This window comes from Acidaminobacter sp. QWL-03 (assembly GCF_058683855.1).
The window spans coordinates 1,831,542-1,856,826 of the sequence record NZ_CM178752.1 but is presented as its reverse complement, the minus strand read 5'-3'; the positions used below and the strand labels follow the sequence as shown (position 1 = coordinate 1,856,826).

The window sequence follows — 25,285 nt, the reverse complement described above, 5'->3', positions numbered from 1 at the left end:
GGGGAACTATCGGCTATATTTTTGAATTTTTTGGGTCTTCTGATTTTAAAAATGGATAAGTTGTGCCATCCTGTGGTATGATAGGGCTGAAACGTCACTGTGACGGATTTTGACGGCAGCTCGTACTTTGGGCAGCGCAAATAAACATGAGGTGGGCAAATGAAAACAGAAAAGAGCGAAAGTTCGGTCAGAACGCTTTCCAGAGCGCTATCCATTTTAAAGGCATTCACCTGGGAAGCGCGGGAGATGAATTTGACGGAGATCTCCGAAAAAATTTCACTGGCGAAGTCGACGACGCTTCGGCTGCTCACGGCGCTGGAAGAAGAAGGGTTCATTTATAAGAATCCAAAGACCAACCACTATAAATTGGGATTCGATCTCTATTATCTTGGACTGATTGCCAAGGAAAGCATGGACATTCGAAGCGTCAGCCGGCCGCACATGGAGAACATCACGCACCAGACGAGAGAGACAACGAACCTTTATTTGCTGGACTATCACGACCGCGTCTGCTTTGAGCAGGTGGAGAGCCCTATGGCTATCAAGCGCACCGTACGTATTGGCGAGAGATTCCCAATTTGGGCGGGTGCGACGGGGCGGTCGATTCTGGCGTTCATGGATCGTTCCGTCTGGGTGGAAATGACCAAAGAACTGGTGAAGCTGACGGAATATACAGTGGCTGACCCGGAGGCGTTCATACAGGAGCTTGAAAAAATCAGGCAGCAGGGTTACGCGGTGAGCGTTGGCGAAAAGGATTACGAAGTGGGCTGCGTCGCGGCGCCAATTTTTGATTCGACACAAAAGGTCATTGGCTGCCTGTCCGTGTCAGGTCCGAAGTTTAGATTTCCGGAAGATACGGATCTTTTCGCGAAATTGATAACAGATGCAGCAGATAAGATTTCCAGGAAACTGGGGTATCATACAAGGTCGAATGGACAAATTGAGTAACGTTAAATAATAATAATTGCTTAAGAATAAGCGGCTCCAAGCAGAAGAGAAAGATTCTCTATTGCTTGGAGCCGCTTTTGGGTTTTTGTGCGAGATGAAACTGGGTGTCTGACACCGAGTTTCATCCCTTCTTCCCGAACAAGCGCCCAACAATTTTAGCCAATACAGACTTCTCTTTCGGCGGAGTGGAAACTGCCTGAGGCTTTGGTGGGACCGGAGCGCTCGGTGCTGCAGCAGGGCTGGTCGCTTTTGTCTTTGGCTCTTGATGGTGAGGGTGATACTGGTTTGGGTTGCCTTGGCGGCCGGACCCGGTGTAAGGCTTCTTTTTTGGGTGAGCGTTCTCGTGGGTCGATTTTTGGTGGTTGTCAAAGCTTGGCTCGCGGGTTTCGTAGCGGAAGCCGGTTTCGCGACCATCGGCAGGTCTGCTCTTTTTAGGCTCTGACTTTTTCTCACTTTGTGGTCTGGTCTTTCCTTGGGCCGGCTTTCCTTGAACTGACTTTTCATGAGCTGATTTCTCAGCCCCGGAACGTCTTGGCGGTCGGCTGCCCCTGGCTTTTAGGGTTGGATCCGCAGGCGGAGAGAATGGCACCGATTTCGTCTTTTTCCAGACCGCAGCTGCATCCTTCTCAGCGTTCACTTCTGCGTCTGTAGGGAGATCCGCTTCGGAGATCATGGCGTTGATATGCTCTTCGATTTCATACAGGGTCATCACGTCATCCCCTGTAACCAGGGAAATGGCGCGGCCTGTGTTGCCGGCTCTGCCCGTGCGGCCGATTCTATGGACATAGCTGTCTTTGTCCTCCGGGACATCATAATTGATGACCAAAGAGAGATCATCAATATGAATGCCACGTGCCGCAACGTCTGTAGCGACCAATAGGTGGAAGTCGCTCTTCTTAAATTTTTCTATGGTGGATTGCCGTTTGCTCTGTGGGATTTCGCCGTGGAGGGCCATGGACGCGTAGCCTTGGCGTTGGAGGAAACTCTGAACCTGATCCACCGCATGGCGTGTATTGCAGAAGATCATGCAGCTGTCAGGCCGGTTGATTTGGAGAAGCCTATCCAGCTGAGTGCGCTTTTCGTTGCGCTCCACGCGGTAATAGGATTGCTCGATCAGATCCACCGTTTTTGTCTCGGATTCGATCTCAATGGTCGTAGGGGACTTCATGTATGCCTTGCACATGCGGCGCACTTCTTCCGGCATGGTCGCGGAGAAGAGCAGAGTGATACGATCCTTAGGCAGTTTTTTGATAATCCGAACCACCTGATCAATAAAGCCCATGTCCAGCATGCGATCCGCTTCATCAATGACGAGGAATTTCACTTTATCCAGCTTGAGCTGGCCTCTTTGAATGTGATCGTATACCCGGCCCGGCGTACCCGTGACAATCTCCGGAAACTTGCTGAGGGCCTTGATCTCAACGTTGATGTTGTGCTGGCCATAGATGGCTGTCGTCTTGTGGCTCAGGTGCTTGGCCATTTGCATGATATCGTGATCCACCTGGATGGCCAGCTCTCGGGTAGGTGTGAGAATCAGCGCCTGGGTAGCGCTGGTGTCGGGCGTCGTCAGTTGCAAAATAGGCATGCCGAAAGCAGCGGTTTTGCCGCTGCCGGTCTTAGAAATAATAATTAAGTCCTCCTGATTGAGGATCTTTGGTACCGCTTTGATTTGAACCTCTGTAGGGGTCTCAAAGCCCATCTCGTCAATAGCGGTCAGAATAGGGGCTTCAATGCCAAGATCTTTAAATTGCGTCATGCTGGGAACCTCATTTCCGTTAATGTGTAGTCTTATTATAACATGCTTCGGCGAAATGTCCTATTTCAAGCCTTAGCACCTGATTCAACAGTTTCCGCAAGCTCAGTCCATTCCTCCAGCAAGATATGATGGTGTTCCTTAAGCGCTGCCAGCTCTGAGCTGAGTGCCGTCAGCTTTTCGAAGTCACTTGCATGCGCCTTTAGGGCCTCCTCTATAAGGGTGAGCTGGTCTTCAGCCAACGCAATTTCCGCTTCAACCTGTTGCAGCCGCAGTTTCTCTTTTTGGAAGGTCTTTGGACGTTCCTTTCGATTTTGGCTGGAGGCTGCCGCGTCTTTCTCAGAAGCATTGACACATTTTTCGGGCATGGTGTTCGACTCGAGCAGATGAACCCGCGATCTCGCGATTAAATAATCCTCATACCCCCCGTCAATCCGCTCCAGGGTCTGATCATGCAGCCAGACCATCCCAGTAGCAATCATTTCAATCAGGTAGCGGTCATGGGAGATCATCAGCAAAGTCCCTTTAAAATCCGACAGCATGGCTTCCAGCTGCTCCCGTGAGGGGATATCCATATGATTGGTCGGTTCGTCGAGAAGCAGCAGCGTCGACTGGGATTTCGAAATTTGAATGAGCTTCAGCCGGCTGCGTTCACCCCCGGACAGCGTAGAAAGCCGTCTGAAAACCTCCTGATCCCGGAATCCGTAATGGGCCAGCAGATTTCTGGCCTCACCGCTGCTTAGAGAAAGCGTTTGAATACACCAGTCGTGCAGACTGAGGTCCGCATCTTCAAATTCAATATCTTGAGGGATGTAGCCGATGGTCGCAGATACCCCAACCCTGACCGAACCATCAAGAGCCTCGCATTGTCCCAGAATCGATTTGAACAGCGTCGTTTTTCCTGCGCCGTTTTTACCGATCAGGCAAAGGCGCTCGCCTCGAAAAAGACTTAAATAGCCATGCTCAAGCAAGGTCATGCCAGGGTATCCCAGCTTCAGATTCTCAAGTGTGATCAGCTGTTTTGATGACTTGGAGGTACTGTCCAGGCTGAGCTTATAGTTCAGCTGGCCGTGATCTGGCGGAAGGACCTTATCCATTTTATCAAGGCGCGCTTTAAACTGGTTGGCTTTCTTGAAGAATTTTTCGTTATCACCCATGGTGCCCCATAATTCGAAGCGCTTTATGGCCGCTTCAATGGCTTTAATTTTCTTTTGCTGGAGCAGATACTGCTGAAGCTGAAGCTCATTTTGTTTTTCCTTCTCAATCGCATACCAGGAATAGTTGCCTTCATAGTGGCGTACAAAACCCTGATCAAGCTCCAGGATGGACTGGGCGACCAGATCAAGAAAATAGCGGTCATGGGAGATCATGATGACCGTGCCGTCGTATAGGTTGAGATAGCGCTCAAGCCACTCCAGCATATCGCTGTCCAGGTGGTTGGTGGGTTCGTCAAGAAGCAGAACGTCCGGCGCCTTGAGGAGTAATCGTCCAAATAGGGTTCTGGTCTTTTCGCCGCCGGACAGGGACTCAAAGGGTTGATTAAGAAGCGGCACCAGCTTCAAGGCCTGGCAGATCTCGTTCAGTTTGACTTCGGTCGTGTAGCCGCCCAGTGTTTCGAAAAGCGTCAGCTTTTCCCCGTAGCTTTTCAGCAATGAAGTGTTCTGAGGCTCCCCGGACATTCTGAGCTCAAGTTCAGAGAGCGACGCTCTCAGTTCATGAAGTTCTGAGAAGCCTTCCTCCAATAAGTTTTTGACGGTTAGTCCCGGTCTATGGTCAGGCAATTGTTCCAGAAACCCGAGGCGCAGACCTTTACGAAGGTTCACTTGGCCTGCATCCGGCAGCTCATCCTTCATCATAAGTTTGAAAAGTGTCGTTTTTCCTGCGCCGTTACGGCCAATTAAGCCAATTTTTGAGCCGGAGATCACGTCGAAGGAGACAGATTCAAGGATAGGTTTCTGATAATATGTTTTTTTGACTTGAAAGAAAGAAATATCTATCATGCTGTGGATGCCCCTTTCGGAGTTGGGTGGCATAGAGTCGATAAACTTAGAGCGAATAGATTCTGTCCAGCTTTATGGCTAGAGACAGCTGTTCATAGAAGCTTCCTTCAGCGTCCTCCATATGAAGCAGGCTTTTTATTTTTCCGATACGATAGCGAATGGTATTCTTATGCATAAAAAGGGACTCTGCCGTTTCAGGGATTTTACCGTCCTGCTCAACAAAAGCTTGAGCCGTTTCATAGAGCTGTGTATTGTATCGTTCATCATAGTCTTTGATGGGCTGAAGAACCCGGCTATAAAATTGACGCATCCAGAGCTCCTGGTGGTAAGGCATCAGAATGCTGTAAATGCCAATGTCACTGAAAGCGCAGAGGCTTTCATGGATGAGCGCGCTGGCCTTTTGTGCGTACAGGCTCTCGTTAATGGCTCGCCCCAAATCACTGAGGTCGCCATGGGCGCCGCTTATGCCAGTCTCGTATTGTTCTGACGGGATCCCGAGCTTTGAAAAAACTTGAAGAGAGGAGGCTTTTAGTTTGGTTTCCTCAAGGGCTAGGTCAAAAGTCAAAATCAGGAGAAGTCCTTGACGATACCGCATAATGCTGTTTTGAATCTCCAGGCCGCGGTGCTTTTTGATCTCATCCAAAAGTTTCATAGAGCCTTGGGGATTAAAGAGCTTCTTTTCGCGTAAATAAAGGACGAAAAAGTACTCTCTAAAGCTGGTGTTAATTTCGAGCGCGATATCTCTGACAGTGGCTTTATTTAGACTTAGACGTACTAAAGCATCCACTTTGGCTTCGAGCAAAGCATCGTTGTCAACGGATCTGAGTTTATCCGTCAACTCAGTGATGATGTCTTCAAAGTAAACGGTATTATCAAAAATAAAGATGGGAAAGCTGTGTTCGTTGGCATACGCCAGAACCTCCTGAGGCAGTGTGTTGTAATAGATGTTTTTAATGGCCAAGCCGCTGACGCCGTCCTCAATAAGGCTGGCGACAGCGGAAAGGATCCGCTCAGGGTGGTCTTTGGCGAACAGCAGGCTGCTGATGACGAATTCACCTGGAATAAATTGTCCATGGATATTCGAAATAAACTCATAGTCGAGAATTCCGATTTTCTCAACCTGGCGGTCGAGGCCGGAGTGGCCCACAATGAGTTTGAAATTTTTAAAGGTACTCAGCTTAGTGGCTTCCAGAACCGTGATAGACATGAACCTCACCTCTATCAAATTATAACTCATTAATTCGAAATGCGTAGTGACTTATACAAATTTTATTTCGAATCATTGTAAAAAGTACAAAGAGAGGTTTGTTATAATAAATCGAGATCATTAATTTTAGCAACTTATTTAATTAGCCTTTGAGCAAGGTTAAGGGGATGAATCCATGGCTTTAAAAGAGAATCAAACTGACTCAGCTTTGAACAATCAGGGGCGTGAAGAGGTCGAAAAGGACGACGCTAAACAACCGTCAGATTACCCTAAAAAGACACGGCTGCTAGCTGGACTTGGCCTTATGACCACAGCGTTGATGTGGGGTTCGACGTTCCCTGCGGGGAAATACGCACTGGAATTTATGAGTCCCTTTTATCTTATGGGATTTAGATTTTTATTCGCCTTTGTGCTTATGGCCATAGTCATCCACAAGAAACTGTTTTCAACGAAACTGAAAGACATGAGAGGCGGCCTGATCGCTGGCGTCATGCTTTCAATGGGATATGTGCTGCAAATTTATGGTCTTCAGTTCACTACGGCAAGTAAACAATCCTTTTTGGCCAGTGCCTATGTGGTCATAGTACCATTTTTGACCTGGGCGGTATTCAAAAGGAATCCGTCTCTTAAAGCTTACATAGGTGCAGCAGTATGCTTTTGGGGCATTGGCATGCTCTCGCTGAATGAAAACCTAAGCATCAGTCTTGGGGACAGCATCACGCTGCTCAGCTCTGTGTTTTATGGCGCTCATATCGTTGTGACGGGATTTTTTGCCCATAAGGAAGATGCGGCGGTCTTTACGGCAGTCCAGTTTGGCGTTGGTGCTGTCCTGGCCATGATTCTTGGCCTGCTTTTTAGTCCCGCGCCTCAGGTGTTTAATCTGGGGATGCTGGCAGTGCTGCATTTGGCGGTCTTTGGCTCCATAGTGGCCTACTACCTTCAGACAGTGTGTCAAAAGTATTTGAAGCCGTCTGTAACGTCCATCATTCTGAGTATGGAGGCGGTGTTTGGAAGCCTGCTTTCAGTAGTTCTGCTGGGGGATTCCTTTACGACGAAGATGGCGATTGGCGCGGCGGCCATATTGGGAGCCATCTGGATCAGTGAGTCTTAGCGGCTGGGTTTGGGAAAGGTGACCATCGGCAGATGTTTGGTCTTTAGTCTTTATGGGAAAGAATAGAGTGAAGACGAGAACAGAAAAGTGGTGGTGGCGGTGCTGACAATAGAGGAAATGGAAGAGATTCTGAACGAGGTCGCCGAGGGGCTGCCGGAGGTGTTTTACAAGGAGCTGAATGGCGGGATTTTGCTGCTGCCGGAAAGTCGGATGCATCCGAAAAGCATTGGGGATGACCTGTTTATCATGGGCGAATACCACCGGGGAGGCAGTCAGGGGCGGTATATTGTAATCTACTATGGCTCGTTCGCGCAGGTTTATGGGCATGCGGACCGCAGTGTGATCAAGCGGCGGCTTGAGGAGACGCTGAAGCATGAGTTTACGCATCACCTGGAGTCGCTGGCGGGGGAGCGCGGGCTGGAGAAACAGGACGAGCGGGACATGAACCGTTATCTGAGCCGGAAGGTTCGGCGGACGTGAGACGTCTTAGGAGGATATTCGTTCATGTGGGGGATTCAAAAAACAAAAAAGACAGGCACTTGCAGGAGGGGATTACGCGCTGAAACTTCCCTGCAAGACCTGTCTTTTTTATATGTTCAATCTTTTAATAAAAGGGGGAGGGCGGGTTTTTTATTATTTTGCGCACACGTCGTGCTGAGCACACGCGGAGACGCCGCGGTCCATGGTTTTAGCGCACTCTGCGACGCTGAGGCCGCCTTTGGTTGTGGCCATATTGGAGACCGCGTTGGCAGCAAATGCCTGGGAACCTGAAGTGATGAGCAGTAAAGAAAGGATGCTTGCAGCAATTGTCTTTTTCATTTTGAATTGTCCTCCTAAAGGATTAATTTGTTTTTAGTTTGGTTTGGGTTGTTTGTGACCCTGAGGACAGTATGCCATGGAGTTGTGGAGAAATTATGGGGAGGGAAAATTTTTTGGTGACGCGGACGGTTTTCAACCTGGTGTCAGACACCAGCCTCAACTTGGTGTCTGACACCGAAATATATTTGTAACATTCCAGTGAAGGTATAAAGTGTTATTCTATGAATAACTTAGAGTCTGGAGGTCACCCCAATGAAGAAGTTCATCATTCTGTTCAGTCTGATCCTGGCACTGACGGCAATTCTTCCGTCTGCCGCCAACCGTTCCTATGCCACAGAAGCAGGGGTCACTCTTCCGACCTTCAAAGTCACTCTGAATGGGGTCGGCTTTGAGTCGACAAGCGCCAAATACCCACTGGTACTCTATAAAAGCATCACTTATTTCCCCATGACCTGGAATTTGTCACGTTCACTTGGTCTCACCCTGAAATTCTCGTCTGAAGCTGGGCTCGACATTCAAAAAGCCGCCAGCCAGGATACCGTCAAACAGGATACCACTGGCAGCAACAGGCTGAACACCACGTATTCCGCAAAAATTGTCACTTACCCCGTCATAGTTGGCGGTCAGCGCATAGACAATGCCAAGGAGCCATATCCAATCCTCAATTTCCGGGATATCACCTATTTCCCGCTGACATGGCGGTTTGCAAAGGAAATGTTTGGCTGGGACTATCAATACAGCCAGGCGGGTGGATTAGTCATCAATTCGGGCGTGCTCAATGCCAGCGTACCGGCGCAGGGGCTGGTTTCGGGACCATCGGCAGAACCTGTACTTCCTTCTGGCCAAGCGCCAGCCACAGCACCTGCATCGGTTTCGAGCGGCATGACCTTTACTGAAAAAACCATAAAGGTCGGTACCAAATCCATCCCCGTCAGTGTCGTCACCGTGGACCTGAAAAGCGCCAAACTGAAGGCCAGAGCTGTCCTCGCCGGGTCGCGGGTCGGGGAAACCAACACGCTGGAAGCGGCAGCCAAACGTGAAAACGCCGTCTTCGCCATCAACGGCACCTTCTTTGACGCCTACAACGGCTACGGCACGCCAAGCAACACTCTGGTCGTAGGCGGCAGGCTGCTGACCACGGGCGGACACTACGGCTCTCTTGGCATCTCCGGGACTGAAGCCCGAATTGACCGGGTGTCCTCGACGGTAAATGGCGAAAACACCGGCGGCGTCTTCGACAAGGTCCCCTGGTACAGCGGTGCCTGGAAGGGCTTTTCTCTCAATACGCCGCAGATCCACGCCACGGATCAGCGCATCGTGATCTTCGACAAGCAGTATAAAAGCCAGATCGCGCTGAATACAAGCTTTGCAGGCACAGTCTTCACTGTCAGCGGCGGACTTATTTCGAAGGCCAAACCATGGGCTGGCACCCTGTCGAACACCGCAGATTACACCGTTGTGTTTCCGGCGGCCCACAGCTACCCCGGCAAGGACACGAACCTCCTGGCCGCTACCGGTGCGCTGATTAACCAAAACGCCGGCTTTGTTTACACCTCTTACGCCAAATTTGCGGAAGGCAGCCGCTTTGGGATGCAGCCTGCGCTAACCTCCGAGCTTGGCGGGGATTTCTGGGCCAAAGCAGATTCCGTGGTGGGGGCCGGTCCGCTGCTGGTGCGGGATGGCGTGAAAGCTATTGATTTGGGCAAAGAGGCCTTCTACGAGGCAAAGATAACGACGAATTCAGCCGCCCGCAGTGCCGTAGGAATTTCTGCCGATGGTCGCCTGATCTTCATCACCACCTCCGCCACCCTCCACGAGTTGGCGGACATTATGATCCAGCTCGGCGCTAAAACCGCGACGAACCTGGACGGCGGGGCCTCGAGCGGTATGTATTACAACGGAAAAATGATTCGGACACCTGGCCGGGCGATCAGTAATGCCATTGTGATAGTGGAGAATTGAATTGGATTTGAAACTCGGTGTCAGACACCGAGTTTCAACTTCATAATAAGCAGAGGGGATGAAGTCGGTGTCAGACACCAGCTTCATCCCCTCTGCTTACAAATGGTTTTATGATATTCAAGCCTCAGGAATGGGTATAGGATTTTCAGGAAAGGAAGTGTTTGGCATGGAAGGCCAAAGTCTTATAGTTTATTATTCATGGACGGGCAATACGGCGTCCGTCGCCCAGGAGCTCCACGCTCAGACTGGATTTGCCCTTGAACGAATTGAAGAAGCGAAACATAGACCTTTTGGCAGTATTCCAATGGCAGCCATGGGTGCGTGGTTTCATTTTAAAAGCGATATAAAGCCTCTTTCCATATCATTGGAGACCTATGACAATCTTTTTCTTGGCATTCAGGTTTGGGCAGGCAACACGACACCGGCCGTCAATGCCTTTCTGAGGCGTGAAAATTTTAATAACAAAAAAGTATGGCTATTTATGACCATGGCTGACAATGTGCCATCGCAAAAGGTCATGGATTCTGTGCGAAAGCGTATAGAACAAAAGGGGGGCGTGGTGGTGGAGACCATCGGCTTCACCTCGAAGATGTTGGCGACTCTGGGAGATGAGGAGCGTGCGAATCAGGTGTTATCCCCCGAAATGTTCCGGGAAGACCTCGCAGCATGGCTGAGAAAGAGCCGGATCATCAAATAAGCGGACAGGAGAACAACTATGCAAAAGCCCAAGGACTATGTAGATTATACTTATACACAGAACCGGGATCTGTCCTGGCTGAAATTTAATGAACGGGTCTTGAACGAGGCTAATGATCCAGCCGTTCCCATAATGGAGCGGCTAAAATTCGTGTCCATTTTTTCCAGCAACCTGGATGAATTTTTCATGATCCGTGTGGGGAGCCTGCTTGACTTGTCCATGCTCCAAAAGACAATGATTGACAACAAGTCTGGCATGACGCCGGCAGAACAGCTGAAGGCAATTTATAAAGCCGTCAAGCCGCTGTATGCGCACAGGGACAAAACGAATCAAAATGTTGAGATGTTTCTGGCGCAATACGAGATCGAACGGCTGAAGGTGGCAGAACTTGAAGGCAAGGACAGGAAGGTGATCCAAACTTATTTCAAGACCCAGGTGATGCCAGTGCTGTCACCTCAGGTGATCAGCCCTCACCATCCGTTCCCGCATCTTGAGAATAAGGCGCTGACCATTGCAGTGATGTTGAAATCCAAAGAGGTGACGCAATACGGTCTGATCCCCGTACCCAGGTCATTGCCAAGAGTGGTGTATCTGCCGGGTAAATCACTTCGTTATATTCTGATTGAAGACCTGATCCTCCAATACGCCCCAGATGTTTTTGAAATGTACGAGATCCTAGAAAAAACGGTGATCAGCGTCACTAGAAACGCGGATATCCAGCCGGATGACGAGGCTTTTGAAGTGGATGAAAATTTCAGAAGCCACATGAAGAAAATCGTGAAACTCAGGGCCAGGCTAGCCCCGGTCCGCCTGGAACTGCAGAACAAGCTGAGCGTTGAATTCTCAAGCTTTTTATGCAGCCGTTTGAATTTTGACCTTACCCAGGTTTACTATAGCAAAACGCCGCTCGATATGACCTATGTTTTTGAACTGGAAAGCCGTCTGACAGCGGTAGCGCGGCACCATCTCATCTACCAGCTCTTTGAGCCTCAGAACAGCGCTGATATCAATCCGTCCGAAAGTATAATCCGACAAATCATGAAAAAGGATTTGCTGCTCCACTACCCTTATGACGCCATGGATCCCGTTTTAAATCTAATCCGCGAGGCTTCCGCTGATCCTACGGTGATCAGCATCAAGATTACCCTTTACAGAATTGACAGAAAGTCGAAGTTGGCGGAATACCTGATCGACGCAGTGGAAAACAAGAAAGAAGTCATCGTCATAATGGAGCTTCGGGCGCGATTTGATGAAATCAACAATATTGAGTGGGCAGAGCGGCTGGAAGAGGCTGGATGCAAGGTCATTTACGGCTTTGAGAAGTTTAAGATTCACTCCAAGATCTGCCTGATCACGCGTCGTGACAAGAATAAACTGAGCTACATCACCCACATTGGTACCGGGAATTTCAATGAAAAGACTGCCAAACTCTACACAGATTTGTCGCTCTTGACGGCAGATGAGGCTATTGGAGCCGACGCCAGCCTGTTTTTTAAGAGAATACTGATCTCAAATCTGGAAGGCGAATACTCAGAGCTCCTCGTGTCGCCCTTTGAACTCAAAGATCCCATCCTGAAGCTCATTGAAAATGAGACGGAAAAAGCAAGGAATGGTGAGCGCAGCGGCATTCTCATGAAATTGAATTCCCTCTCAGACAGGGAGGTTATCGATGCCTTAGCTGAAGCGTCCCAAGCGGGGGTGCCTGTCCGGCTGATCGTTAGAAGCATATGCTGCCTATTGCCCGGGGTTCCGGGAAAGACGGATCATGTGTGGATTCGAAGCATTGTCGGCAGGTATCTGGAGCATGCCAGAATATTCTGCTTTGGCGATCCGGAGGACAGCATTCAGGACCTGAAACTCTACATCTCCTCAGCGGATCTCATGACGCGCAATACAGTCAAGCGCATTGAAATAGCGTGTCCGATCCATGATATGACCATTAAAAAGCGCCTCCTTGAAATGCTTGATCTCCAGCTTCGGGACAATGTCAAGGCCAGAACCATTACTGCCGAGGGCAATTTTATTCCGGTGACGACTGAGTCGCAAGCAGTGGTTGACTGTCAGGAACAGATGATGGCCCAGGCTGTTCGAAGGCTCGCTGTGTACAATGCCGACAATAAATCCATGAAGCGCTGGTTCGAGGATGTCATGGCATGGTTTAAAAAGTGATGTGAAGGTTGACCTGCGCCTCGATTGATCAAAAATTTTAGAAAATAGAGACAAAGACACTACAAACGGGTATAGATTCTAATGACAGAGACAGGTTCATTTTATGAGCAACTCATACGGAACCTGTCTTTGCCGATGGTTTTCCAACAAGGCACCTCACCGCAGATGCCGGGTATAACACCACAATCGAGGCGATGACCATGTTTACAGACCAAAGGCTGACCGAAGCCTACACTGGCGCCCGTGTCGAGCTCTTCGATGAAAATTCACGTTTTGTCTTTTTTAGTGACGCGCATCGCGGAGATAATAGTCTCTCTGATGAATTCGCCAGAAATCAGAACACATTCCTGAGTGCCCTTGACTATTATTACAACGAGGGCTTTACCTTCATCGAAACCGGGGACGGTGAAGAGCTTTGGGAGCACTCAAAGTTCAAGCATATCCGGTTTGCCCACAGTGACGTTTATGACATGCTTAAGAGGTTTCATGATGGCAATAGGATGATTTTACTCTATGGGAATCATAATATGTATTTGAAAGATCAGTCCTACCTGGAACATAATTTTTATCACTTTTTCGACGAGTATAACGAGGAAAATTGTGAGCTTTTTGAGGGGATGACGGCTCACGAAGCCCTGCTTCTCAGGCATAGGGAAACAGGCCAGGAGATTTTGGCGCTGCACGGCCACCAAGGCGATTTTATGAACGATCAGATGTGGCGTTTCTCAATGCTGTCACTGCGTTATTTTTGGCGATTTATGCACATGATCGGATTCAGAAACCCAGCTAGTCCTGCCAAAAACGTACATAAGATGCATAAGATTGAGCGCAACTACAATAAATGGATTTACAAGCATCGGATGATGCTGATTTGCGGGCATACCCACCGACCAAAGTTTCCAAAGCATGGTGAGCTGCCGTATTTCAATTCCGGCTGTGGCGTGCATACCAAAGGTGTCACCGGCATAGAGATTGTAAATAATTCAGTCATGCTGGTGGAATGGAGGATCCGCACAGATCAGGAGGGACTCCTGAGGGTTGAGAGACAGGTGCTCAGAGGGCCGCAATTTGTTTCCAAATATGATTTGAAAAAGTATCAGTTCAATGAAGTGGTGTGAATATGCGTTCGCTTGAAAAGGAAAGAAGCCACCGCCGCGAAGAAAGCTGACACCCAGCTTTCCTCGCGGCGGCGGCTTCTTCCGCTTTAAACAAAGGAAGGGGAAAGGCGCTCCGGCACCTTCCCCCTCTCATTGTTGTCATGGCGTAAAATACTTCGTGATCACATCGCACACCTCAGCGCCAATGCCGCGCTGTGCTTCCTCGGTGGAAGCGCCAATATGCGGTGTCATTGAGATCTTTGGATGCTGCGTCAATCTTGGATTGAGCGGCGGTTCTTCCGTATAGACATCCAGTCCAGCACCGGAGAGGTGGCCGCTGTCGAGGGCATCGAGAAGAGCGTCGTAGTCGATCAGGCTGCCTCGGGCGGTGTTGATGACATAGGCGCCTTTTTTTATTTTTTGAATGGCTTCAGCATCCAGGATGGCTTTGCCATCCGGACTTGACGGCGTATGGAGGGTGATGAAATCAGATTCTTTGAGGAGCGTGTCGAGGTCGGCAAATTTGAAGTCCTCGTGATCGTCTTTCGGGCCACTGCGCTGGAAATAAAGAATATTCATACCCAGGGCGCGGGCTTTGGCGGCGATTTCCTGTCCAATACGGCCGAAACCAATGATGCCCAAGGTTCTTCCGTAGAGCTGGATGCCATTGTAATGTTTTTTATTCCATTCGCCCTTTCTAATCGTGATGTTGGCTGAGTGGATGTGGCGCGCAAGATTGAACATGTGTCCAAGAGCCAGCTCCGCGACGGAAGTGCTGCTGGAGTTCGGCGTGTTGCGGACGCCAAAACCTTTCGAAGTGGCGTAATCGACATCGATGTTATCAAGTCCAACGCCGGCACGGATGATCAGTTTAAGTTTGGAACCCGGCTGTGCGGCCGCGTCGAGTATGAGTTGATCCAATGTTGTGGCGGATCTGACAATAATGACGTCATACTCGCCTATGACTTCTTTGAGTGGTTCGGGATCAAAATGGGTCGTGTCGATAGTGTGGCCTTTTTCTGACAGACAGTCGGATGCTATGGAGTCCAAACCATCGTTTGCCAGTATCTTTAGCATGCTGAGGTCCCCCTATTCAGGTTAGTATGAGGAGAAAGTGAATTAGGTTGTATGCGATCTAAGTTTACTTGTATCTATATAGATACCAAATTATGAAAAAAAACAACTTTTGTACATAAAAAAAGTGAGCTCTGGCACCGGATTTGAGTTGGTGACTGACACTCATTTCACTTTGGTGACGCGGACGGTCATATATTTGTAACATATCGCCTTTTCCAGTATGATACAATATTGTAAAAGGATAACGAGCATCGGCAAAAAATCTTTTCATCATAAATGGAATTTGCAGCGCTGGAATCTGCAGTAACGCCAAGTAAAGGGAGGAATTCAGTTGCAGACGAATCGACGCCTGTTCATCACCGGTTTAATCTTGATCTCAGTGACGACCCTGGCAGCACTGGGTTTATGGTGGTCTGTGAAATTGGAAGGACCGGTCTTCTTCGAGCAGTTTCGGGAAAATACCATCATCGTTGGAACCACACCAGAGGGCTATCCGGCCTTCCAACAAGTGATGCTGCCAATGCCGTTTCTGACGGATGTGACGGACGAGCGCGTGATTGAGCGCGTGATCTTCCCGGAAGCACCCTGGCCTGAGGATCAGACCAGGGTTTATTATGAACCGGAGGCAGGCCTGTCCAGCTTTATGGGGACGGCTGTCGGAAAAACGACGATTGGACGCTATAACTTCAATACCCTGATGGTTTCCATAGACTTACTGGAGGCAGAGCCCTTTGGACCGGTCAAATTGACTCGTGCGGACCTCTGCTATGCAAATGGGGAGAGGGAAACGGTTGAAATTGGTGAAATCTATCTTTCTGGGATCGAGTTGTCCGAGGGGCATTTTAAGCACCGAAGCAGCGGGGGTTCTTTGGACCATTCCTATGAGTCCAGCTTTTCAGTCGAGATCCCCATGGAGGTCCTTGAGGTCAAGTTACCACTGATATCCAAGTTCGAGTCGCTGTTTGAAATCAAAGTCAACGGCAAAAGTCCAGCCGAGCTGCAAGGCGCCAAATTTTCAAGAGGGGATACACTCCATACAACGGCCGCCCTTAAGGGGCCTCAGAGTATCACTCAGCAATTCGCGATTTATGATCTGACCCCCGTCTTGAGTTACAGGACGACAGAGGGTGAGATATTCAGCCAGCGCCTGTTGACTATACTCGAATATCAGGCAATCTACAGGCCTGAAAGTTTTCTGGACCTGGTCCGCTATCTTAGGGCAAGGGGGGTCATCTAAATGCACGAAGGCTTCAACCGGATCTTCTGGGGATTGTGCTTTGTGACGTTTCACATTAACTTCGGGGGATTTGAGGGTTTGCCGCTGCCGGCGTTCGCTGGGTACCTCATGGTTCGGTCCGGAATAATACAGCTCACAAATGAACCCAAACTTACTGAGGGTGAAAGCGCCTATCCAAACCTAACCATAAGTGACCCGCCTGAAAATACAGACTGTCATTCAACCCAATACTTCAGGCGCGCAGCCACCCTGGCTCTGATCAGTGCGTTTATCGCCGTGCCAAGGGTCGCGACTGCCTTTTACAGCCAGTTTCTTTCAGAGCATCCCTTGGTGATGCTGCTGAACTTTGGCTTCGTTTCGATACTCGATCTGGCCCTCGCCTACTATTTGCTGACGGGCGCGGCCTGCCTGCTGGAAGTCCAGGGAAACTCGGAACGAAAAGTTTTTTATCTCAAACGGCTTCGTCTTTATCTGGTGCTTTTCAGCAGCGCCTCAATCATAGGGATCATCGGGCTGGCGCTGGGGGCGCTCGAGTCCAGCGTCGTCTTCGGCATTGTCATGCTGGTACTCAGAATCTGGTTCATCCTGCTGATCCACAGCCTGAAGCCCGCTTCAGCCAGCCAGACGTCCCAATCCCAAAGCGCGCCTTGAATAACCACTAAAATTCAAGTTACTTGAGGACGCATTCACCTGCGTCCTCGTTTTTTTGCTATAATGAAGCCACGTTGTAAATACCACGGATGCATTTTTCTGCCGATGGTCATTGAATCCCAAATCCGCACCACACGCCAACCAGGGGGTGATTTCATCATGAACACCATGGAAAAATTCATACTGCTTCTCATCATCCTCATCGTTTCCGCCACCGCAGCGGGTGTCCTTAACCGTACGCCAAACTACCCGGATCAGATCCCGGAACCCGTTCAGCGCCCACTCAGCAAACCTGAAACTATTGAGTTCGAGGGGAAGAACGGCCCTGTAACACTTGAGCTGCTGGCAGAGTATGAGATCACAGCCGTGGTCAAAGGACGCAAAAACTACACCAGCGACGCTTCATCAGCCGTCTCGCCGGTAGATCTGGCCTTGGCCTGGGGCAACCTGAATCAGAGGGCCATTGACGACACCATTGACTACACTCAGTCTGGCCGTTGGTATTATTACCGGCTTTCCCCCAATGCCCCGGTGAGCGTCTATGACGTTCAAATTCAGTCTGCCAATACGCACTTGATCCCAAAAGATGATGACATTCTGAAGCAAATCAAAAAAATTGACAAGCACGACCTCATCCGGCTGGAAGGCTATCTCGTCAGTGTTACCTTTGATCCACAGCTGCCGGAATGGTCGTCAAGCCTCACTCGGACAGACTCCGGGAACAGAGCCTGCGAGATCTTATATGTAACTGAAGTGGAAATTAAGTAATAAGCGTCTTTCACTCAATTTCAAATTATAATTCACAACCAATTTTTCAACCCCAATTCAACCCCGATCAGGAGGCGCATCTCATGAAAGATAAGAAAACCAAAAAGGAACTTAGGGCCCAGTATGAGGAACGCACCATCACCGGCGGTGTCTTTGTCATTCGCAATACGCACAGCGGCCAGATTCTCCTCGAAGCAACCGGTGATCTGAAAGGCAGCCGGAATCGATTTGAATTCGCGAAGAAAACAGGCGCCGGGCTGAATCTTAAGCTTCAGCGAGATTGGACACATCTGGGAGCGGAGGCCTTCGAATTTGAGGTTCTGGAGTCCCTGGAGAAAGGTGAGGCTCAGACTGGAGAAGCTTTCGCGGAAGATCTTGAAATTCTCAAAGAATTTTGGATGGAGAAGCTAAAAGACGCATATTTTTATTGATGCTGCGCGTGTGTAAAAAACCACGATCCGGCATAAAAAAACTTTTTCCTTCACATGAGCGAATTATCCAATTCGGATAGTGCATTTGGCGCGAAATCGACTATAATGGAATGTAACGGACGCTAAATCACCTATAAAAATGCAGTTCTGTGGAGGAAAATACAATGAAAAAAGAAGCTCTTGCTCAAAGAATAGAGCGGCTGACGCTGGAATTGGTCAATTGCCGCAGTGTTGTAGCCACTTCTGACGAACTTGCCATGAGCGAACTGGTCTACAAGATTCTGTCTGATCTGCCGTACTGGAAACAACGTCCACATCTGCTGGTCAAGCAGCCGTTTATCAACGATCCACTCGGCCGCTTCAGTGTAATAGTCCGTTTGGAAGGTCAAAAGGACGAATCCAAAAAGACGGTCATCACGATTGGCCATACGGATACAGTGGGCATAAGCGATTATGGGGACTTCAAGTCCCTTGCTACTAAGCCGGAGGCGCTGATTGAAGCGCTGAAGACGGTGACGCTGTCCGAGGAGGCCAAAGCGGATCTGGATTCCGGCGAATGGCTGTTTGGCAGGGGAATCCTTGACATGAAGTGCGGTGTGGCTATCCTCATCAGCTTGTTGGAGCTGCTGTCTCAGGATGTGGAAAATCTCTCCGGCAACATTGTCTTCGCGGCTGTGGGGGATGAAGAGGGCAATTCCGGAGGCATGCTGTCCGTGGTGCCGGAGCTGGTTCGCCTGCAGGAAGAAGAGGGCTACGAGTACATGGCTGTCTTGGATACAGATTACATGGCGCCGCGCTATGAGGGCGACGAGGACCGCTATATCTATATTGGGACGGTAGGCAAGCTGATGCCGTCATTTTATGTCATAGGCAAAGAAACCCACGTCGGAGACCCGTTCAAGGGACTTGATCCCAATCAGATCGCCGGCGCAATTATTCACAAGATCAATAAGAACGTCGCTTTCTCGGATGTAGCGGATGGAGAGGTGTCCCTTCCCCCAATCACGCTTCAGCAGCGCGACCAGAAGGAGGAATACTCTGTCCAGATCGCGAGGGCGACGAACCTTTACTTCAACTACGCGACACACAAGAGCACGCCGGACGAGGTCATGTCCAAGATGATCCGTGCCGCCCATGAGGCATTTTCTGATGTTGTCAACGTCTTGAATGAGCGCTATGACATCTACTGCAAAGCCAGCCGCATGGACCACAAACTGCTGCCGTGGCGGTCCAGGGTCATTTCCTATCAGGCGCTTTACGAAGCAGTCAAGGAAGAGCGGGGAGAAGCAGTGCTGGAAGCCCATATTGAGACTTTGAAAGCGGAAATGCTAAAAGATCCGTCTATTGACGAGCGCCTCTTTGGACAGAGAATTGTCGAAGCGGTCCACAGCCTGTGGTCCTTTAAAGATCCAATTGTGATTGTGTACTTTTCCCCGCCGTATTATCCGCATAACTACGTCAAGGGCAACTGGGCCAAGGATGTACGGCTTCTGGAAGCGGTGGAGCATGCAATCCAGGCTCAGGGCGGCTCTCGTAAAGTGGTGAGCCGGAAGTTCTATCCCTATATTTCGGATCTGAGTTTTGTGTCAGCACCAAAGAATGAGCGCATCGTCGCCCTTCAGAACAATATGCCCGCATACGGGTCCAGATACAAGCTCCCTATTGAGGAGATGCAAAAACTGAGTCTCCCCGTGGTCAATATTGGACCTTACGGCAAGGACGCTCACCAGTTTACGGAGCGGATTCAGCGGGATTATTCCTTTAATGTGGCACCGCAGCTGGTCTATGATACGCTGCTTGGGTTATTGGAATGGCAGGTGTAAAAGGAACCGCAAAATAAGCAGAATCCATTAGTGCAGACTAAAAAAAGAACCATCCACAACACAGGATTCGCAGCAAATTGGAGGACTTTAAAATCATGAACAGACATAAAGACGGGCTTCAATCCAGGAAGTCGCTGATTTGGGGCAGTTATTATGCCATGTTCGTCAACGGCGTACTGACGCTGATGCTTGGAGCGGTTATGCCATATTTAATTCAGGCGTATGGCTTGGGTTATGAAATTGGGGGCTTGATGCTGGCGGCCCATTCTGCGGGTCATTTGACCGCAAGTCTTCTCGTGAGCGTTATGGCGCTGAAGCTGGGCAGAAAACTATCGGCAGCGCTGTTGTCTTTGGCGGGGGCTTTGGGCTTTGTGGGCATGATCTATACGTCGCTCCCGGTGGTGCTTGTAAGTCTTTACTTCCTGACCGGACTTGCGCGGGGCAGCGCCAGCACCGTCACCAACGAAATTGTCAACGAAGCATCCCTTGGAGATGCCCATGCCATGAATATACTCCATACCTTTTATGCTGTCGGTGCATTCATTGCGCCGTTTCTGGCCTTGATCTGCGTTCAGGCGGGCCTCGGCTGGCAGGCTGCGCTGGTCATAACTGCACTTGGGATAGCCGCGCGCAGTGTTTTGTTTCTGGCTATGCCTATTGAGGAGCAGGGAAGCGGTGAATCGGGTGCCAAGCCTGCAGCTGAAGTTGGGGTGAGTCGAACTGAAGCCGGAACCAATTCAGGCGGTTATTTGAAAAATCCTGCTTTTTATATCATTGCAGGACTGCTGTTTTTTTATCTCGGTGCGGAAAGTGCCATAAACGGCTGGGCGGTGACCTACCTCAAGGACGCCGGGATCATGTCCACGGGCTTCGCTCAGAGCATCCTGTCGCTGCTGTGGGTCGTCATTATTTTTGGGCGTTTGTTCGCCGGACGGCTTTCCAGATCTGTAGGCAAAGCCAGGCTGCTGGTGATCCAAGCTGTGGGGTCTTCAGTCTTCTTTTTTTTATTTATGCTGACGCGCAGTGTCGTCCCTTTGGCGCTTTGGATTATTGGTCTTGGCTTTTTTTTCGCAGGGGTGTTTCCCACCGCGGTGGCGGTCATTGGTCCGGAGCTGAAAGGTGCCAAGATGGGCATGGGGCTGCTGATTTTTATTGCCGGCTTCGGCGCGATTCTTATGCCGATGGTCACGGGAATCATCGCAGAGCAGATCGGGATCTATGGTGGGATGGCGACCATCGGCGCTTCCTTGCTCTTGATGCTTTTATTTTCCATGATTGTCGATAAAAGGACGAAAAGCAGGTAAAGAGGAAGACGGGGAGGCTGCACGTCCACTTTTAAATATTAAGTTGGCTGATTTTTCGGTAAAATGGAAGCCGGCAAAGAGAATTGACAAGCACATCCTGAAAAGGGTGTGTTTTTTTATGTAAACCTCAGTTTGTGCAGTCAGAACGACTCTTTAGGTGGGAACCAGGTGTCAGCCGTTAGGTTGTTTTATATTATGTAAACCGCTTGTGACATGGTCGTATTGACTAAAAAACATAATTTAAGGCTCATGTTATATAAATTCAGAATTAACTAAAAGTATATAATATTCAGTCGATTTGACTAAAAAATTAAAAAATAATAACATTTTACTCTTCCCTTATCGCGTATTTTGAGTTAGAATTGGTGATGTTGAGAGTGAACTTGAAATGCCGACACCACTGAGGAACGTCAAAAGTTCCCGAAGCTAATTTAAGGAGGACTCATACTTTTATGCAATTACTTCATAAGTGGAACCACTTAAGTCTTGTCAAACGTATTTTAATTGGTCTTATCATTGGTATTATTTTAGCAGTTGCACTTCCTGAGGCTGCAAAGCCAATCACGATCTTTGGCTCGCTTTTCGTTGGCGCGCTAAAGGCAATTGCTCCGGTATTGGTATTCTTCCTCGTCATGGGCGCAATCTCCCAGCATAAGCACGGTCAGCAAACCAACATGAAAGGAATCATTGTCCTTTACCTGCTGGGCACATTTGTAGCCGGCCTCACTGCAGTAATTGTCAGCTTTATTTTCCCAGTAAGTTTGACACTTGCAACGGGCGTAGAAGGCGTTTCGGCACCGGGCGGTGTTACAGAAGTACTTAAGGCTCTTCTTCTTAATGTCGTCGACAACCCAATCCGTGCGTTGATGAACGCAAACTACATTGGTGTCCTTTCATGGGCAGTCGTGCTTGGTTTGGCACTCAGACATGCCCCTGATACGACAAAGACGATGATCACAAACTTCGCTGACGCACTCTCCCAAATGGTTCGCTGGGTCATTGGTTTCGCGCCGCTCGGCATCATGGGTCTGGTCTTCGACTCCATTGCTACAAGTGGTCTTGGAACTCTCCTCAGTTACGGACAGCTGCTGGCAGTATTGTTAGGGACAATGTTCTTTATTGCTCTCGTTGTCAATCCGCTGATTGTATGGATCAATATCCGTAAAAACCCGTTCCCGCTTGTATTCAGATGCCTTAAGGAGAGCGGCTTGACTGCGTTCTTTACCAGAAGCTCCGCTGCGAATATTCCAGTTAACATGAGACTTTGCGAAAGCCTTAACCTCGACAAAGACACTTATTCAGTATCCATTCCGCTCGGCGCAACGATCAACATGGCTGGCGCCGCGGTTACCATCTCAGTTTTGACACTTGCTGCTGTTAATACCCTTGGCATTCCTGTCGACCTGCCAACAGCGGTCATCCTCAGCGTTCTGTCTGCAGTCGCAGCGTGCGGCGCATCCGGTGTTGCAGGTGGTTCACTCCTCCTCATTCCGCTTGCTGCAAGCTTGTTCGGTATTCCGAATGACGTCGCAATGCAGGTTGTTGGCGTTGGTTTTATCGTCGGCGTGCTTCAGGATTCTTGCGAAACGGCGCTCAACTCTTCTACAGACGTTCTCTTTACTGCGACTGCAGAGTATGCTAAGAAGCGTAAAGCAGGCGAGCCTATTGTCTTTGAGAATAGAGCGGTTGACGTCGAGTAGTCAGAAAGAAGTTCTTAAACTTATTGAACCAAAAAACGCATCAGCTTTGGCTGTTGCGTTTTTTATTATTATAAAACGAAAACCCCCGGTTCTACCGGGGGTTCTAAAGAGCTTTAGCTTTGAGTATTTAATTCAGATACCTCCTTTTGTTAGAATAAAGATGGTCTGCCAACCAGCTTAATAAACAAAAGGAGGTATCCTGAAATGGATAAGAATAGTTTAGCACATACAAAACGGAACTGCAAATATCACGTAGTATTTGCTCCCAAGTATCGCCGACAAGTGATTTACGGAAAAATAAGAATGATATTGGGAGGATTTTACGGAAACTGTGTGAGCAAAAAGGTATCGAAATACTTGAAGCAACAGCGTGCTCAGATCATATTCATATGGTAATTGCAATACCGCCAAAGTACAGTGTAGCGAGTATTATGGGATACCTGAAAGGAAAAAGTTCGCTCATGATATTTGACCGGCATGCCAACTTAAAGTACAAGTACGGAAACCGGCATTTCTGGTGCAGAGGATATTATGTGGATACAGTGGGACGTAATGAAAAGCAAATAAGAGAGTACGTAAGAAATCAATTAGATGAGGACATAGCACATGACCAGATAAGTATAGAGGAGTATGTTGACCCGTTTACGGGTGAGCAGGTGAAAAAGGGCAAAAAATAGGCTGCTTTAGCAGCAGCCCGAGAATAAAAGCAGTTGGCAGACTTTTTCGAAGAGCCTTAAGGCTCAAGCGAGTAACAAGCCCTTATAGGGCTGAGCAAACTACCCGCTAAGCGGGTAGTTTTGATTTCAGGGGTTATGACAGGTGACTCGGACCCTAATAAGTTGCAGTTTTAGAAGTTGACTTTTCGCTGCAAACTAAAAGGGACGCGACAGAAGTTGATTCTGTCTGCGTCCCTGCGTATTCCCATTGCTCTTTATGACTAAAAAAGAAAGCTTTCCTACATTTTTTCAAGCATTCCCAGAACAATGCGGTTGGAATTCTCAGCTGCCATGACCGCGAATTCATCAAAATTGACATGGGCCGAACCATCCGCCTTGTCAGACATAGCCCTGATGATCACAAACGGCACCTGATTCAAGTGGCAGACGTGGGCAATAGAGGCGCCTTCCATTTCGGTAGTGTAAGCGCTGAAGACTTTCTCTATAAATTCCTTTCGGTCAGGCGAAGCGACGAATTGGTCCCCGGAGACGATCCGGCCTTTAAAGACCTGGTGATCCTTGATGTGCGCCTGGCTGACTGCGTAGGCGAGCTCAACCAAAGCAGCATCCGCAGGAAATACAGAGGTCTCCATGCGCGGGATCATGCCGTGGGAATAGCCAAAGGCTGTACAATCTACGTCGTGCTGAAGGCAATCCGTTGAAATGACGATGTCTCCCACATTCAGACTATGGTGGATTGCACCGGAAACGCCTGTGTTGATCACGACACCGGCACCAAACTCCGAAATCATAATTTGAGTGCACACCGCCGCGTTAACTTTTCCAACGCCGCAAGTCGCCACAATGACCTCCTGCTCTTTAAGTTTTCCGTCGAAGAAAGTGATGCCAGCCACTACTTTTTTTTTGCCGATAGTCATCAGCGCCTTCAACTGTTCCGTTTCCAAATCCATGGCGCCTATAATCGCAATTTTTGTCATAAGGAACTCCTCTCAATAAGTTAATGCTGACTTAGATTTCAATCTGATATGATCCAGGGATGCTTTTTATTGGGCAGCACACTACTGCGGATAGTTCATATTTTCAGGACCCGCATGGTTGAGCACTTCCAAATAAGCTGCTGCTTCCTGTTTAGCACCGGAGAGATTGTGAAGCTCATAATTGCCGCATTCTATTGCGCTGACGCCAGGGATCTCACCGTTATAATCAGCCGCAAAGGCAAAGGCGCGCTTCAGCAGCGGCAGGATGTCTTCAGAAGTGTAAGCCCCGTGGACCAACAAATACATCCCTGTCAGACAGCCCATAGGTCCGAAATAGAGAATCCTGGACGCGAATTCCTCATCATTTCTCACAAAGGTCGCGATCAAATGCTCCAGGGTGTGTATGGCGCCGTTGTCCAGACGCTCCTTGTTTGGATACTTCATGCGAAGGTCGAAGGTCGTTACGGTTTCAGCGCCGACGTGGTCGACTCTGGAGACGTAGACGCCCAGATTTAGACGTAAATGGTCGACTGTAAAGCTTTCAATTTTTTTCAAGGGGGATCTAACTCCTTTACACTTTCATTTGATAAAGAACTACTCAATCAAGGATATCACATCTGAGGTGAGAAATGAAGATGACGGCATCAGCCTACAGCCACCCTTGAAACTGAAGATTGGTGACGCGGACAAATACAAAGTCAGTGCCTGTCACCAACCCGAGGCTGGTGACAGGCACTAACTCAAAAACAGTGCCAGAGCTTGGTGTAATTTTACACTATTCATCGCTTTCCTCACACTCTCAACCACCACAAAAGAGGCCGGCAGATCGCACATTCCAGCGACATACCGGCCTTTCAAAATAAATCTTGGATCAATC

At 49.0% G+C, this 25,285-nt stretch carries 21 protein-coding genes and 1 pseudogene; 15 read left to right on the top strand and 7 right to left on the bottom strand.

Annotated features, from left to right (window positions below):
• The first annotated feature begins 159 nt into the window (after nucleotides 1-159).
• Nucleotides 160-948: an IclR family transcriptional regulator gene (locus AC4PHM_RS08550; RefSeq protein ID WP_492017404.1), complete on the top strand. Its 789-nt coding sequence runs from the start codon at nucleotides 160-162 to the stop codon at nucleotides 946-948.
• 121 nt (nucleotides 949-1,069) lie between these two features.
• Here the strand turns inward: AC4PHM_RS08550 and AC4PHM_RS08545 are convergent, their stop codons facing one another.
• The 3 genes from AC4PHM_RS08545 to AC4PHM_RS08535 all read right to left on the bottom strand — a co-directional run bounded on the left by AC4PHM_RS08545 (nucleotide 1,070) and on the right by AC4PHM_RS08535 (nucleotide 5,908).
• On the bottom strand, nucleotides 1,070-2,704 hold the full coding sequence (locus AC4PHM_RS08545) for a DEAD/DEAH box helicase (protein WP_492017403.1): 1,635 nt from the start codon (nucleotides 2,702-2,704) through the stop codon (nucleotides 1,070-1,072).
• Between the two features lie 65 nt (nucleotides 2,705-2,769).
• Nucleotides 2,770-4,701 carry a ribosomal protection-like ABC-F family protein gene (abc-f, locus tag AC4PHM_RS08540; RefSeq protein ID WP_492017402.1) on the bottom strand — a complete coding sequence of 644 codons (1,932 nt, stop codon included), beginning with the start codon at nucleotides 4,699-4,701 and terminating at the stop codon, nucleotides 2,770-2,772.
• Nucleotides 4,702-4,747: 46 nt separating this feature from the next.
• Nucleotides 4,748-5,908 carry a PucR family transcriptional regulator gene (locus AC4PHM_RS08535; RefSeq protein ID WP_492017401.1) on the bottom strand — a complete coding sequence of 387 codons (1,161 nt, stop codon included), beginning with the start codon at nucleotides 5,906-5,908 and terminating at the stop codon, nucleotides 4,748-4,750.
• A gap of 175 nt (nucleotides 5,909-6,083) precedes the next feature.
• Between AC4PHM_RS08535 and AC4PHM_RS08530 the strand changes: the two genes are divergently transcribed.
• Together AC4PHM_RS08530 and AC4PHM_RS08525 are read left to right on the top strand one after the other, a co-directional pair.
• A complete protein-coding gene (locus AC4PHM_RS08530) occupies nucleotides 6,084-7,019 on the top strand; it encodes a DMT family transporter (protein ID WP_492017400.1) in 936 nt (311 codons plus the stop codon).
• A gap of 99 nt (nucleotides 7,020-7,118) precedes the next feature.
• Nucleotides 7,119-7,499 (top strand): metallopeptidase family protein, encoded by a 381-nt coding sequence (locus tag AC4PHM_RS08525; protein ID WP_492017399.1) that lies wholly within the window; start codon nucleotides 7,119-7,121, stop codon nucleotides 7,497-7,499.
• 153 nt (nucleotides 7,500-7,652) lie between these two features.
• Here AC4PHM_RS08525 and AC4PHM_RS08520 read toward each other — a convergent pair whose 3' ends face one another.
• Nucleotides 7,653-7,838 carry a hypothetical protein gene (locus AC4PHM_RS08520; protein ID WP_492017398.1) on the bottom strand — a complete coding sequence of 62 codons (186 nt, stop codon included), beginning with the start codon at nucleotides 7,836-7,838 and terminating at the stop codon, nucleotides 7,653-7,655.
• Nucleotides 7,839-8,090: 252 nt separating this feature from the next.
• Here AC4PHM_RS08520 and AC4PHM_RS08515 point away from each other — a divergent pair, with 252 nt between their 5' ends.
• From AC4PHM_RS08515 to AC4PHM_RS08500, 4 genes are all read left to right on the top strand, one after another.
• Nucleotides 8,091-9,800 (top strand): phosphodiester glycosidase family protein, encoded by a 1,710-nt coding sequence (locus tag AC4PHM_RS08515; RefSeq protein ID WP_492017397.1) that lies wholly within the window; start codon nucleotides 8,091-8,093, stop codon nucleotides 9,798-9,800.
• Nucleotides 9,801-9,867: 67 nt separating this feature from the next.
• The gene (locus AC4PHM_RS08510) at nucleotides 9,868-10,497 is read left to right on the top strand and encodes a flavodoxin family protein (RefSeq protein WP_492017396.1); all 630 of its coding nucleotides are present in this window, start codon (nucleotides 9,868-9,870) and stop codon (nucleotides 10,495-10,497) included.
• A gap of 18 nt (nucleotides 10,498-10,515) precedes the next feature.
• Entirely contained in the window at nucleotides 10,516-12,666 is a 2,151-nt protein-coding gene (gene ppk1 / locus AC4PHM_RS08505; protein WP_492017395.1) for a polyphosphate kinase 1, read from the top strand.
• Nucleotides 12,667-12,866: 200 nt separating this feature from the next.
• A complete protein-coding gene (locus tag AC4PHM_RS08500) occupies nucleotides 12,867-13,784 on the top strand; it encodes a metallophosphoesterase family protein (RefSeq protein ID WP_492017394.1) in 918 nt (305 codons plus the stop codon).
• Between the two features lie 138 nt (nucleotides 13,785-13,922).
• Here the strand turns inward: AC4PHM_RS08500 and AC4PHM_RS08495 are convergent, their stop codons facing one another.
• Nucleotides 13,923-14,840, bottom strand: a complete 918-nt coding sequence (locus tag AC4PHM_RS08495) for a D-2-hydroxyacid dehydrogenase (protein ID WP_492017393.1) — start codon at nucleotides 14,838-14,840, stop codon at nucleotides 13,923-13,925.
• Nucleotides 14,841-15,171: 331 nt separating this feature from the next.
• On the opposite strand from AC4PHM_RS08495, the gene AC4PHM_RS08490 reads away from it, so the two are divergent.
• The 8 genes and pseudogenes from AC4PHM_RS08490 to tnpA all read left to right on the top strand — a co-directional run bounded on the left by AC4PHM_RS08490 (nucleotide 15,172) and on the right by tnpA (nucleotide 23,431).
• Nucleotides 15,172-16,077 (top strand): hypothetical protein, encoded by a 906-nt coding sequence (locus AC4PHM_RS08490; protein WP_492017392.1) that lies wholly within the window; start codon nucleotides 15,172-15,174, stop codon nucleotides 16,075-16,077.
• Complete coding sequence (locus AC4PHM_RS08485) at nucleotides 16,078-16,728, top strand: hypothetical protein (RefSeq protein ID WP_492017391.1); 651 nt, start codon at nucleotides 16,078-16,080, stop codon at nucleotides 16,726-16,728.
• 159 nt (nucleotides 16,729-16,887) lie between these two features.
• Nucleotides 16,888-17,496 (top strand): hypothetical protein, encoded by a 609-nt coding sequence (locus AC4PHM_RS08480; RefSeq protein WP_492017390.1) that lies wholly within the window; start codon nucleotides 16,888-16,890, stop codon nucleotides 17,494-17,496.
• An 83-nt stretch (nucleotides 17,497-17,579) separates the two neighbouring features.
• The gene (locus tag AC4PHM_RS08475; protein ID WP_492017389.1) at nucleotides 17,580-17,927 is read left to right on the top strand and encodes a GIY-YIG nuclease family protein; all 348 of its coding nucleotides are present in this window, start codon (nucleotides 17,580-17,582) and stop codon (nucleotides 17,925-17,927) included.
• Nucleotides 17,928-18,091: 164 nt separating this feature from the next.
• On the top strand, nucleotides 18,092-19,750 hold the full coding sequence (locus tag AC4PHM_RS08470; RefSeq protein ID WP_492017388.1) for a M20/M25/M40 family metallo-hydrolase: 1,659 nt from the start codon (nucleotides 18,092-18,094) through the stop codon (nucleotides 19,748-19,750).
• A gap of 95 nt (nucleotides 19,751-19,845) precedes the next feature.
• Nucleotides 19,846-21,054, top strand: coding sequence for an MFS transporter (locus AC4PHM_RS08465; protein ID WP_492017387.1), 1,209 nt, complete (start codon nucleotides 19,846-19,848; stop codon nucleotides 21,052-21,054).
• Between the two features lie 452 nt (nucleotides 21,055-21,506).
• Nucleotides 21,507-22,754: a serine/threonine transporter SstT gene (sstT, locus tag AC4PHM_RS08460; protein ID WP_492017386.1), complete on the top strand. Its 1,248-nt coding sequence runs from the start codon at nucleotides 21,507-21,509 to the stop codon at nucleotides 22,752-22,754.
• Between the two features lie 204 nt (nucleotides 22,755-22,958).
• Nucleotides 22,959-23,431: pseudogene (gene tnpA / locus AC4PHM_RS08455) on the top strand (IS200/IS605 family transposase).
• Nucleotides 23,432-23,709: 278 nt separating this feature from the next.
• Here tnpA and AC4PHM_RS08450 read toward each other — a convergent pair.
• Nucleotides 23,710-24,408: a 5'-methylthioadenosine/adenosylhomocysteine nucleosidase gene (locus AC4PHM_RS08450; protein ID WP_492017385.1), complete on the bottom strand. Its 699-nt coding sequence runs from the start codon at nucleotides 24,406-24,408 to the stop codon at nucleotides 23,710-23,712.
• Nucleotides 24,409-24,489: 81 nt separating this feature from the next.
• Nucleotides 24,490-24,963: an S-ribosylhomocysteine lyase gene (locus AC4PHM_RS08445; protein WP_492017384.1), complete on the bottom strand. Its 474-nt coding sequence runs from the start codon at nucleotides 24,961-24,963 to the stop codon at nucleotides 24,490-24,492.
• Nucleotides 24,964-25,285: the final 322 nt, after the last annotated feature.

Coding starts and splice junctions, on each gene's coding strand:
- AC4PHM_RS08550 (WP_492017404.1), top strand. CDS start 160: ATGAAAACAGAAAAGAGCGAAAGTTCGGTCAGAACGCTTTCCAGAGCG.
- AC4PHM_RS08545 (WP_492017403.1), bottom strand. CDS start 2,704: ATGACGCAATTTAAAGATCTTGGCATTGAAGCCCCTATTCTGACCGCT.
- abc-f (WP_492017402.1), bottom strand. CDS start 4,701: ATGATAGATATTTCTTTCTTTCAAGTCAAAAAAACATATTATCAGAAA.
- AC4PHM_RS08535 (WP_492017401.1), bottom strand. CDS start 5,908: ATGTCTATCACGGTTCTGGAAGCCACTAAGCTGAGTACCTTTAAAAAT.
- AC4PHM_RS08530 (WP_492017400.1), top strand. CDS start 6,084: ATGGCTTTAAAAGAGAATCAAACTGACTCAGCTTTGAACAATCAGGGG.
- AC4PHM_RS08520 (WP_492017398.1), bottom strand. CDS start 7,838: ATGAAAAAGACAATTGCTGCAAGCATCCTTTCTTTACTGCTCATCACT.
- AC4PHM_RS08515 (WP_492017397.1), top strand. CDS start 8,091: ATGAAGAAGTTCATCATTCTGTTCAGTCTGATCCTGGCACTGACGGCA.
- ppk1 (WP_492017395.1), top strand. CDS start 10,516: ATGCAAAAGCCCAAGGACTATGTAGATTATACTTATACACAGAACCGG.
- AC4PHM_RS08500 (WP_492017394.1), top strand. CDS start 12,867: ATGTTTACAGACCAAAGGCTGACCGAAGCCTACACTGGCGCCCGTGTC.
- AC4PHM_RS08495 (WP_492017393.1), bottom strand. CDS start 14,840: ATGCTAAAGATACTGGCAAACGATGGTTTGGACTCCATAGCATCCGAC.
- AC4PHM_RS08485 (WP_492017391.1), top strand. CDS start 16,078: ATGCACGAAGGCTTCAACCGGATCTTCTGGGGATTGTGCTTTGTGACG.
- AC4PHM_RS08480 (WP_492017390.1), top strand. CDS start 16,888: ATGAACACCATGGAAAAATTCATACTGCTTCTCATCATCCTCATCGTT.
- AC4PHM_RS08475 (WP_492017389.1), top strand. CDS start 17,580: ATGAAAGATAAGAAAACCAAAAAGGAACTTAGGGCCCAGTATGAGGAA.
- AC4PHM_RS08470 (WP_492017388.1), top strand. CDS start 18,092: ATGAAAAAAGAAGCTCTTGCTCAAAGAATAGAGCGGCTGACGCTGGAA.
- AC4PHM_RS08465 (WP_492017387.1), top strand. CDS start 19,846: ATGAACAGACATAAAGACGGGCTTCAATCCAGGAAGTCGCTGATTTGG.
- sstT (WP_492017386.1), top strand. CDS start 21,507: ATGCAATTACTTCATAAGTGGAACCACTTAAGTCTTGTCAAACGTATT.
- AC4PHM_RS08450 (WP_492017385.1), bottom strand. CDS start 24,408: ATGACAAAAATTGCGATTATAGGCGCCATGGATTTGGAAACGGAACAG.